The organism is Paenibacillus sp. FSL H8-0122 (genome assembly GCF_038005345.1).
Taxonomy (GTDB): domain Bacteria; phylum Bacillota; class Bacilli; order Paenibacillales; family Paenibacillaceae; genus Paenibacillus_AQ.
On the sequence record NZ_JBBOTB010000001.1, the window covers coordinates 4,974,190 to 4,986,445 of the forward strand.

Consider the following 12,256-nt stretch of genomic DNA (forward strand, 5'->3'; position numbering starts at 1 on the left):
ATACTTAACCGCAAGCTCCCTGTTGCCGGCTTTTATGCTTGCTCATCAGCTGATCAATAACCGTTCTCGCTTCATCCTCAAGCCTGTTCGCAAGAACATACTGAATGTACAGCGCAGGATTGTTTTTCTGGCTGCGTAAAAAGGACTCCACGCGATCCACACGCTTTTCCAAAACTGCCGGGTAATAGAATTGGATTGTAAAAACAATGAGAAAAGCCGCCCACAGCCCCTGTAACGATCAGGATGGGTGAATTGTAGCACATTCCATAATCTATCAGCAGAAAAGCAGGGTTATGAAAAAACTAACCAGGATAACTACCATATACATAACATTAAATGTTATGTAAAACACCTTTATATTATTTTTTATACACTTTTTAATAAATACAGTACTCTCCCTTTGTTAAAATCTCTAAAAATAGTTCAATTTCATATTATTCATTGACTGAATTAATATGCAATGTTATATTTCTTAACACAATTAATAATATACATAGAGGAAAGGGAGATTGCCTACATGAGTAAGTTGAAACGTCTGCGTAGAACTAAGAGGCAAGTTATAGCTACTTCCATTGCATTATCTGTCATTGCTTCAGGAGTCATTCCTTTTCAAACGGCAGATGCGTTAACGAGGGTTACTTCTTCTAGTGGCACAGTATGGGAGATTCACGATGCTTTTGCACCCAGCTTGGACACAGGAAGCTTGCGTACCGTCGGTACTACACAAGTGCAGGGATTCGGTAATATCTTTGTTAAAGTATCCTCACCTTCCGCCTCCCTAATGAATGGACAAATGATGCGCGGGTTCGACCTCAAATACGATGGCGTTAATAGATTCACTTCCTCTCAATCTGTTAATCTCGGAAATGTCACCGTCACCCGTGATGTGTATGTGGACACTATCAATAATCGGACTAGATTCTTTGATACTTTTACCAATAAGAATGATATGGCTGTAAAAGTAGATGTATCCTTCGGCGGCTCCTTAGGCTATGGCACAGCGGCTAATGCTTCAGTGGTCAAGACAACCTACTCCAATGATCTTGAGGTGACGACAGACGATTCATGGATTGTGGTCGATAGCAGTGCCAGAAACAATAAACCTCTAGGTGTTGCAGTCGGGTCTCCACATCCATTTAATAATGGATTAACGGCTCTTGGGAATCAGCAGCAGAATCCATTCACCACACCTCTGGCCAAGTCCGGTAATGAGGCGAATTTCTATGGCTTCATTAATACCTTGAATCTTGAACCGGGCCAGTCGAAATCCCTGGTGAATTTTGTACAAGTTGGAGAAGCTGGTGAAGCCGGGCTGAACAATCTGGTTGCCACGCTTAATGGACTCCATCAGCAGCTGGATGTATCCGGCTTAACCCCTGCACAGATCCGCTCTATCAGCAACTGGGATATCTCAGGCATAGAGGGAATTAATACTGGAGATAACCTGTTCATTCCAGAGGCTCCTGCAGCGCAAAGCTTCATCACCTCCTCCCCTTACGATGTTGTGAATAAATCCATTGCACAGATGCAGCAGGATATGATTAGTGGTACAACGACTTCTGTACAAATTACTCAAGCGTATTTGGATCGAATCAAGGCATACGATATGGGGCAACTTGGCTTCCATGCCTTCCTGCATGTATCCGAAACTGCGCTGGCCCAGGCCAAAGCGGCTGATAATGCCCGTGCACAAGGCGCCTCAGGCGATCTGCTGGGAATTCCGATTGCGATCAAAGACATCTACGACACCAAGGACATGCCTACAACAGGCGGCAGTAAAGCACTAGAAGGCTGGCGGCCGGAATCGGATGCCTTCCAGGTGAATAAGCTGCGGGAAGCCGGCGCGGTCATTATTGGTAAAGTCAACACTTCGGAGTTCGCCAACAGCGGAAGCTTCAGTGAAAGCGGCTGGATGCAGACATGGAATGCGCTCTATCCGTCCAAAACCTCTTTTGGCTCCAGTGGCGGTTCGGCCGTATCGGTAGCAGCTGATTTTGCAGCGGCAGCCATGGGCTCGCAGACAGGGGTATCTCTCTATGCACCTACGACAGGCGCCAGCTTAAAGAGCTTCCGCGGGACAGACGGCATGGCAAGTACGACAGGTGTGCTTCCGCTCACTTGGGGACAGGATTATGCGGGGCCCATCGCCAAAACCGTAACAGACCTGGCCATTATGCTGAATGCTACAACGGGTACGGACCCGCAGGATATTTTCACCGTAACTGCTGATGCCGATCATAAACGTCCGGAGAACTGGAAGGAATCACTGGATGCCGGGGCATTGAAAGGAAAGAAAATCGGATTCATCCCCGAATCCTTTGTCTCCAGTTATGCGGATGATGATACCGGACTAGCCGTAAAGAATAAGTTCTCAGAACTGCAAGCTGCGGGAGCGGAAATGGTTGAAATGTCAAAAATGCCAGCAGCCCCTACCCGCCCTCAGGGCATTAACGGTTCTACTGAAGGCTGGGCGCGCTACATTGAGCTTCACAAAGCCTTCCCTTACGAGGACGGAGCAAGTGTACTCGCTTCAGATAAGGTGCTTATCTATAATCAGAGAGGTTACACTGCACCTACGCGGATGACGGAACAGGCTGTACAAGATTACATCAAGTATAGAACGGACTATAAAGAAGTTATCAAAGGCTGGATGGACGAGAATGGCGTGGATGCCATTGTGTATGCAGGCTTCATCAGTGACGTCTACAACAATGACGCATCAGCCTCTCAATTAAGCTCGGACCGGGGCACAGGCGTATTAACGTCTAATGTCGGTCTCCCTACGGTAGTGGTTCCTGTGGGAACGAACGACAGCGGATATTCGATCTCGATGCAGCTTGTGGGCAGAGCGTGGGACGATGCCAAGGTTCTGGGCATGGGCTATGCGCTTGAGCAGCAAAGTCAAGCCAGACTGCTTACCGCTTTTGCACCAGCACTCCCATATGTTCCAACCCCTACTGATCCTGATCCAGTAGACAATGAACCAAGCAATCCAAGTCCTGGAGGAGGTACCGTAACTCCACCGGCAACACCAACGCCATCACCTACAGCTACACCGGCTCCTACAGCTACACCAGCACCAGCAGAAACAACAGCACCAACACCTGCGCCGGAAGTGGTCAGCTTCACAGATACACTGAATCATTGGGCAAAAGCAAGCATTGACCTGCTGATTTCCAAAGGATTACTAACAGGTTATGAAGATGGAACCTTCCGTCCGAATTCAGGCCTGACCCGTGCCGAGACCATTAAGGTCATTACAACGCACATGGGACTTGAAGGACAAGCAAGCAGCTTCACCGATGTATCTGGGGCACATTGGGCCAATAAGTATATCGGCGCAGCAGCCAGTGCCGGCCTGATGAACGGTTACAGCGACGGCACCTTCCGCCCCAATGCCAAGATTAGCCGCAGTGAACTAGCAACACTAATCACCAGAGCCTTCAAGCTGACAGGTACCGGAACCACCTCATTCAAAGATGTTAACAAAGAGGCCTGGTATTATAACTCTATTGATGCACTCGCATCGAATAAAATTATTACCGGATACGAAGACAGTACGTTTAAGCCTGCAAAAGACATTACCCGGGCAGAGTTCGCTACTATGGTGGCGAGGTTGCTGGAGAGTGGGAAGTAAGAGGAGTTAAAAGTGTAAAGGAAAGGCCATCCTAAAAAGGATGGCCTTTGTCTTATTCATGGATGAAGTCCTGCTCAGTCATATTCTTGATCTTTCCTGTACAATATTCTCTAACCATTTGCCCCTCACTTATCATTGTCGGCATCTCCAGTTGCTCATCTTTTTCAAATAATTTCGGCATATAAACGAAAGGATATCATCTGAAGTTTGCAGCGGATGCGTTTTTCTTAAGAAATAATTTCTATAGTTACCGTATACACATAAATACCTTTCTTAATTTGATATGGATCGTGAATATTTTTGGTCCAGCCGGTATCTCCGCCAAGACCTGCATGTTTGTAATCAATATGAAGATAAACAGAATCTGAATGTCCCAGCTCGTCTTCATAGGCGGCATTGTCATATTGCTCAATACTGTGTCCATGAATATCAAAATGGAAATGTCCCGCTGCCGATACTTTTACTGCTTGTTCTTCGGATGACAAATATAAATACCGGACATCCTCCTTACCACCGCATTCTACCGGTAAGATATAGGGTACGTGCTGCTGTTCTACAGTGCTCTCATATACTCCAACGAATGCAGCAGATTTACGATCCGCGTAGTTTTCCCATGGCCCGCGACCATACCATTTCAACTTCTTCCACGCATCTGAGAACTTAAAGCTTAGCCCAATTCTCGGGAGGGTGTCGACCTTGGCATTGTTCACAACTGTATTGGTGATTTCTATACCTTTGCCGCCAACGGTATAATTGGTTTTTGTTTCAATGCATCCATGATAGAGACAATGAACTTGAATGATAACAGCAGCTGGAGCTGCAAATACCCGGATATTCTTGATTTCTTTTTGATTGGAATGGAGACCGAGCGCTTTCCATTCATCTGCATAATTGGACGATTCGAGATGAATACCTGCATCAATGCCTGTCGGAGGGCGATAGAAGTTATTTGTTCCTCCCGTGAAATAATGCTTGTTATTGTATTTTACAGAGATGAACTCTGCGGTTTCTTTCGAAAAAAGAACCATTGTATTTTCATTATAGATATGAATTTCATTTGCCGTTTCATCATACTTCAAGCTATCCTTTTCTATATCTCCGGTATGCACTTTATTAATAGAATCTTTAATCTCTATCTGGCATGCATAAATACAGGCTCCCTTATTAGAATAAAAGGTGTCCTCGTCCAAATAAGCATAGAGATTCAGAAAAGCTTCCCCGGAGACTTTAGACGAATCGTATGGCGCTTGCAGCTTATCAACGGATCCGGGTGCTGTGTGATATCTAGGCAAACTACCGCTTTCAGTCACCTTTCCATCGCAAACCAGCTCCCAAACCATATTCAAATGGCTTAAATCCCGATGCGTGTAATGATTATAAATTCGAAAGCCATTATTCCCAGGCATGTAATCGATTTGGATAGGAGATTGTACATTTTTTATTTCATTCGCAGCCGGCTTGAGCGTTAGATCAGGGAAAACAATACCATTCAGGCACATATCAGGAGCAGGATCCGTAACTTCTTCATGGAATGCCCCGCCATAGACATACTTTTTATTTCCGTCTTTATCCTGCTTAACCAGCGCTTTATCCTGAAAATCCCAAATAAATCCTCCTTGAAACCGCGGGAATTTATGAACGAGATCCCAAAATTCCTTAAAGTTTCCGTTACTGTTACTTTTCGCATACGCATATTCACACATAATAAAAGGACGCAAATCTTCGCTATCAGCCATGACATCCAAGATCCAATCTTTCTGAGGATACATAGGCGCCACAATATCGGAGATATTTGCCGGAGGACTCAGAGACTCATACTGAACATACCTTGTTTTGTCATACTCCTTAATCCAGCCGTACATCGCAGCATGATTCGCTCCATAACCGGATTCATTACCCAGAGACCAGAGAATAATGGATGGATGATTTTTATCTCTCAGAACCATCCGTGTAGCCCGTTCCATATACGCATTTGTCCATTCGGGGGATGCGCTTAATTGACCGCCAAGACCGTGTGTTTCAATATTCGCTTCATCCACCAGGTAAATGCCCAGTTCATCACACAGGTCATACCATTCAATTGCATGGGGATAGTGACTTGTTCTTACCGCATTGATATTCAGCGATTTCATGACCTTGATTTGCTCACGCATATATTCTGTTGTTACGACTCGTCCCGTTTCAGGACAAAAGGCGTGAAGATTGGTTCCCCGTATAATGAGACGCTTCCCATTAATTCTCAGGACCCCTTTGCGATCGATCTTCACTTCACGGAAGCCGACATTCGCGCTCTCAATATCAACCACATTTCCAGAACAATCAATCATTTCTAACACCAATTTATAGAGATACGGATTCTCGTCGCTCCACAAGTGAGGATTTGAAATGGCTTTCGTAACCTTTGCTACATATTTTTCTTGCAGGTAGAATGCAAAGTCCGCAAACTTTGGCGTTTCAAACGCAGTCACCAATTGCTGATCTCTATCATACAGGGACAACCGCACATGGGCTTCACCATAACGATTCGCTTGATTATTAGGTACAACCGTCACTTTTAATTCGGCATTGTTGTAATTCCCTGAAAAGAGGGTTTCGATCTTATAATCATGAATGCGCATACGTGGTTTTGCATAAATGAGAACATCCCGGTAGATTCCCGAGAGATGCCAGTAATCCTGATCCTCCAGATAAGTACCGGCTCCAAACCGCATCACCTGAACAGCTATACGGTTTTGTCCCTTTTGAATGTAATCCGTGATCTCAAAAGAAGCGTTAAGCTTGCTGTCCTGAGAATAACCAACCAGCTTGCCGTTTAACCAAAGATAAAAACACGATTCTACACCTCCAAAATCAATAAATATATCCCTTTCGTAAAAATGTTCGTCAATTTCAAACGTTAGGACGTAACAACCGGTAAGATTACTCTCCGGCACATGAGGCGGATTCAAAATGTATTCATTAGGCTTGAGTTGAATCTCATGATGTGAACCCTCCCCTTTTTGAACAAAGGGATACAACATATTGGTGTATACAGGTTTTCCATACCCCGAAAGCTCCCAATGGGAAGGAACCGGAATATGATCCCAATCGGAAACATCATGTTCAGGACTATAGAATTCATCCGTTACTTCATCGGGAGATCCAAAGCATTTAAACTTCCATATTCCATTCAGGCTTTTTACGTATTTAGACTTTCTCCGGTCTCCGCTTAAAGCCTGTTCAACGGTTTCGTATACTCCGTAGGGCTCATGCATGGGATAACGGTTTTTTTGAGTAACATATTGATTTTCCAAATCTCTGCTTAGCTTCATAGGCTTAAATAACACTCCCATCGATTGTTCTAATTGGTTGATCTTTCAATGTAGATAACCCTATAATATAAGGAAAATCCATTGTATTAAATGTTGAGTATGGTATTTCATTTATCCATTTTGGCAGGAGTGTGAATACATGAATTTTGAAGACATTGATGAAAATGATGTAATCTACCGGTGTATCGGCAAAGATTTTAATCAGGGTATTTTATCTTGCGGCTTTATGCGCAAAAGATCAGCAGAGCGTTCTCAATATGATTTCAAGATAGGATATTACAGCTGTTTTGTAGTATTGCAAGGCAGTGGAACGTTTATTTCTGCGGACGGTACTGTTACTCCTATGCAAGCAGGCGATTTGGTTCAACGTCTACCTGAACGTTTGCACTCTACTGCAATTGAACCAGATGGGAATTGGATCGAGTTTTATATCAGTATCGGGTATCCTGTCTATTCATACTTACAGACACTTGGCATTATTAATTCCGATAGGGAAGTTCAATCGACACAGCATACGAATGATTTTTTCTTTGATTTTGTTTCCTTGCTGAAAGCCTTGAAAAGTGCAACAGATGAAAGTCTTCCCTCCCTGCTAATGAAGTCTCAGGATTTGATTATCCGATTACACAGCAGCATTCAAAATGCTCATAGCAATGAAAATGAAAGTAAAATAACAAAAGCCTGCGAGCTGATTAGTGCCTCCAATGATATTCACTTTGATATTCAGGAAGTGGCATCTGCCGTGAATATGGGCTACGAGAACTTTCGGAAATTGTTTAAAGAGACTACGGGAATTTCCCCTAAGCGATACCATACTGAACATTTAATGAGACAGGCAAAAATGATGCTGCTGTCTGGACTTCCCATCAAACACGTAGCCGTCAGTCTTGGTTACGGGGATATATATTCATTCACCAAACAATTCACGAAGTCCGAAGGGGTATCTCCAGGACGATATATTCGTAAAACAAAAAGCAACTCATCCGCAGACAAGTTGCTTTAGAAATTGATTATGAGTTCACCGCTTCACCTTATAAAACTCATGATACAGCTTCATCAGCGCTCTCTTCTCTATCCGCGACACATAACTCCGCGAGATCCCCAGCTCCTTCGCAATCTCCCGCTGCGTCCGCTCTTCTCCGCCGGTGTCCAGGCCGAAGCGGCCGACCACGACTTCCTTCTCCCGGTCATCCAGGATATCCAGATTCCGATAGATCTTGCTCTTCTCAATCTTCAGATCGACCTCTTTAATGACATCATCGGCTTCAGAGCCGAGGATATCGATCAGGGTGATCTCGTTGCCTTCCTTATCCGTTCCGATCGGATCGTGGAGGGATACGTCTTTACGTGTTTTTTTCAGCGAACGTAAGTGCATCAGGATTTCATTCTCGATACATCTTGCCGCAAAAGTAGCCAGCTTCGTGCCCTTGTTCGGGCGGTAGCTCTCAATGGCCTTGATCAGGCCGATGGTGCCGATGGAGATCAGGTCCTCCATGTCTTCGCCGGTGTTGTCGAATTTCTTCACTATATGGGCAACCAGCCGCAGGTTATGCTCGATCAGCAGGTTCCGTGCCTTGGCATCTCCCTCGGCCATCATGCCTAAGTATTTGCTCTCATCCTGCTCCGATAGAGGCTGGGGAAAAGCGTTGTTCCTTACGTAAGATACCAGCAGCGTCAGTTCTTTGATCAGCAGCGCAATCGTGCTTATGATTCCAGGCAACTTGGCGACACCTCCCGCACATGTACAATGAAACCGATCAGTTAGGAGAACAACGGGTTCATGGTCCTTTTATTGTATGTGGGTAGGTGCCTAGAAGTGCATGTACGAAAGAAATTGGTACTGGTTCTCTGATTTTTTGTAAGAAGTACGGAGGAAATACTTTACCCTTTGTACTGGTACAGATTCTTATTGCTCTAAAAGAGACTAGAAGCCTATATATATTCTATAAGTATGAGCATTGTACAGAAACTTAAAAGACTACGAGTGCCATCTTTAAACTTATCTTTTAAAAATTCAATAAATCTACCACCTATTATATGTTCAGGTTTATCAATTTCGATTAATTCCATTACAGAATCAACAGATATCTCCAACCCAAATGTACCAATGGTTTTACATATTTTTTCACATATTTTTAGGACGGAATCAGTAAACATTTCTCTATTTAAATGAAATCTCGATATATGCTCCCTGATAAATTCTAAGTCTTGATGATCGCTTGTTTCATCAAGGAAGTTATCCGAAGGTTTAAATATATGTTTTAGCAAGCTATATTCAATATTCAAATTTTCAGATTGCTTGTTAACTATACCATATGGTTGTAATATTATTTTATTAAGCGTTATATAATAATTATAATAATGTCTATACTCAGAACAAAAGTTAGTACATGACTTAGATTTACAATCAATTGTAATTTCTAATACTTTCTCCGGAAGCGATTCTATCATTCTCTTTTTATAAATCTGGTTACACGAAGCACAGGTAATTGAAAGGTTATATTTACAGTGTTTTAAGAACTCAATAGCTTGTGTTTGATATGTTTTTTCTAAAGAATGCTCAATGTTAAATTCAATCTTTCCATCAACCACTAGACTTTTCCCACAGTACATACAATACTCTTCGCATGCATCAAGTAATAACCGTTCAAAACTATCTCTTGTCTTACTTGTGTTATAATAGTTTTTATTCTCTTTAGGATAGCAAACTTGGAAGGATGTCGGAAATTGAAGATTCATAATTTCCCACTTCTTTCTTTAATATAATTTAATATAACTTCTTGTCTTATACTAAGACCATTCAAAGATTTTAATGCAGTTACTTGATCATCATGAAGTTCCTCTCCAAGTATCACCAATTTAGTGCAATTTGATAATATGATATCCTTTTCGTCACGTTTTCTTTCCCCCCTAAAAATTTTCCTATCAATTATTTCCGTATTATCCAAATCATTACTATCAAATATTTCTATTAAATTATCATCTATGTCCTTATACAATTTATTAATTTTTAATATATCAAAATCACTAATCCCTAATAATGTATATGGTGAATGACAAGTTATAATAAATTTCGCCTCTGGATATTTAGCTTTTAAGCTTTCAATGAAAATCCAGGAATTCTTATGATCTAAGTTCATATTAATTTCATCAATAAAAATCATTTCACATTTTGAACAATGTGCAAATTCAACTTCCATAGTTATCCGAGCCATTGCTTGAATACCATTTGAAATAACATCCAATTTATCTCCATTAAAAGTAATAAACTCTTCATTTTGTGTAATATCACTAAGTTGCGTTTCTTCGGTTAACTTTGCAATTTCAATTTTTAAAATTTCATTAAACAATAATTTATATTTATCAAAATTAACAAATAATTCATTTAAAACTAATTCATTCCCGTCAAGGTCCGTGAAAATATCTCTACTATTAAAGTTTTCTTCCTTTAATCGCGTACTTAATAATTCATCAATTTTCAGATCTCCAAAACTCTTCCTTATTTCAGTCCTTTTATTTGGAATAGTTCTATTAGTTGAATCTATAAAATAAATGGATTTTTTACCGATTTCCTTCATCAAATCTCGCAACATTTTTGATTTCCCTGAATTATTTTCTCCAACAATTATCAAATGGTTGTATTTAAAAATTTTTCTCCCCTCATTTATATCAGCAATTAATTTTCTTTTCACGTCCTTCACTCTCATTTTTTTGGAAATTCCTTTCTAATAATATTTATGGCTTTATTAATTCTTTTTTCGATTGTCCCCCGGTTTGAAGTAGACTTAGAAATTTTAAAGTCCGTTTGATTCAATGTATTAAAAAAAGATACAAAGTCAAGTTTTAACCCAGAATCAAGTAAACCCAATTTTGAGAATGATAGGAATACAGCTTCAAGAATGAGAAGACTAATTTTCCCATTAGGTTGCTCATCTTTAAAATCATCGTAAAATATACCGAAAAATTTCTCCAGTTTCATTAATTGCTCTTTTGCATTCGCCTTAATTTGCGCATTATAGTTCATGATTTTATTCACTTCTTCCTCACTTTGTTGCTGCGAACTATTTTTTAACGGTTTGCTGTTGAACATAGCTGAAAAATCATCAATAATATTCGAATAAGAAAATGTTTTTTTATAATTAATGCTAAACTTAGTACTTTTGATTTCAGAATAATAATTTAAAGATAAAAATCTAAGTAGATATTCAAAATCTTTAAAAATCAAACTATTTCCCCCATATATTCTTCTCCACAATTGATTTTTTTCATTAAATTCATTTATATAATCATATAAACTATTATCATAATACACACCATTTCTTATCTCCTGGCTACTTAACTCTTTACCAGCACTATTGAGTAACTTAAAGATGTCTGAATAAACCTTATTTGAATTATCATCATCACATTGTACAAATACAGTTTCAATATCCTTCCTACGAAGAATTCGCTTCGCCTTTTCGTCAAAATTCTCAAAGGTTATATCTTTTGTTTCAGATTCAGTCGTCAGTTTAAATTCAGATTTTACAAGATTATACTTTTCCTCAATTTCCTTATATAATTTTTTTCTTTTAGTTGAGATGTTTTCTATTTGTGTTTTATCATGCTCATCGCTATTACCAGTTAAAAGCTCCCCTAATTCATCTATTTCATCTACTATGTATGAGATATCTGCAAAATCTATTTTTATTCTTTCATTTGTTTTTTTGTAAAATATATTTCTATAATACATAAAAATAGACGTAATTCTTTGTTGCCCATCAAGAATCACATATTTCCCTGTTTCTGCTTGATGATATAAGTATAGTGGTGGAATTGGAATATTTTTAATTAAAGATAATATTAGATTAGATACTTGAGATCTGTCCCAAACAAATTTCCTTTGGTATTTTGGCAATAAATAATCGCCTCGCTTAAGACTATTTAGAATGCTCTCAATATCCATATTTTTTGTCTTATAGCTTATTTTAGTGTTTAACAAATCAGTAATATTTATATCTTTAAATTCACTCTCGAGCAAATCATTTTCTTTGAAATCATCTTCAAATAACTCCACTTTCTTCAACCTCCAACATATTATTATCATATCCACATTGTTCCAATATTATATTACAGTTAGGTCATCTATGGAAGCGGTTTTCAGCATAAAAAACATAAACAGATATGAACACATATTTATTATCATTATTAAAAATCCTTTATCTGAACAGCTGTTTCTGGACTATACAATACTAACTGTTTCATTCTTATAAGGAAATCTGGGTACGTACAAACAACTTTAAATAAATATATTAAACTTTTCTTTAAT

General features: G+C 39.9%; 7 protein-coding genes. 2 read left to right on the forward strand and 5 right to left on the reverse strand.

The features are described from left to right. Positions 1–517 precede the first annotated feature (517 nt). The gene (locus tag NSS64_RS21400) at positions 518–3,637 is read left to right on the forward strand and encodes an amidase family protein (RefSeq protein ID WP_341141446.1); all 3,120 of its coding nucleotides are present in this window, start codon (positions 518–520) and stop codon (positions 3,635–3,637) included. Between the two features lie 227 nt (positions 3,638–3,864). On the opposite strand, the gene NSS64_RS21405 is transcribed toward NSS64_RS21400, so the two are convergent. Next, positions 3,865–6,948 carry a glycoside hydrolase family 2 TIM barrel-domain containing protein gene (locus NSS64_RS21405; RefSeq protein WP_341141447.1) on the reverse strand — a complete coding sequence of 1,028 codons (3,084 nt, stop codon included), beginning with the start codon at positions 6,946–6,948 and terminating at the stop codon, positions 3,865–3,867. Between the two features lie 139 nt (positions 6,949–7,087). Between NSS64_RS21405 and NSS64_RS21410 the strand changes: the two genes are divergently transcribed. Further along, entirely contained in the window at positions 7,088–7,951 is an 864-nt protein-coding gene (locus NSS64_RS21410; protein WP_341141448.1) for a helix-turn-helix domain-containing protein, read from the forward strand. A gap of 15 nt (positions 7,952–7,966) precedes the next feature. Here NSS64_RS21410 and sigK read toward each other — a convergent pair whose 3' ends face one another. The 4 genes from sigK to NSS64_RS21430 all read right to left on the reverse strand — a co-directional run bounded on the left by sigK (position 7,967) and on the right by NSS64_RS21430 (position 12,004). Next, positions 7,967–8,668, reverse strand: coding sequence for an RNA polymerase sporulation sigma factor SigK (sigK, locus tag NSS64_RS21415; RefSeq protein WP_036691086.1), 702 nt, complete (start codon positions 8,666–8,668; stop codon positions 7,967–7,969). A 212-nt stretch (positions 8,669–8,880) separates the two neighbouring features. Next, entirely contained in the window at positions 8,881–9,687 is an 807-nt protein-coding gene (locus tag NSS64_RS21420) for a hypothetical protein (protein ID WP_341141449.1), read from the reverse strand. Continuing rightward, a complete protein-coding gene (locus NSS64_RS21425) occupies positions 9,684–10,640 on the reverse strand; it encodes a hypothetical protein (RefSeq protein WP_341141450.1) in 957 nt (318 codons plus the stop codon). Before NSS64_RS21425 ends, NSS64_RS21420 begins: the two co-directional genes overlap by 4 nt. An 11-nt stretch (positions 10,641–10,651) precedes the next feature. Beyond that, on the reverse strand, positions 10,652–12,004 hold the full coding sequence (locus NSS64_RS21430) for a DUF262 domain-containing protein (RefSeq protein ID WP_341141451.1): 1,353 nt from the start codon (positions 12,002–12,004) through the stop codon (positions 10,652–10,654). Positions 12,005–12,256: the final 252 nt, after the last annotated feature.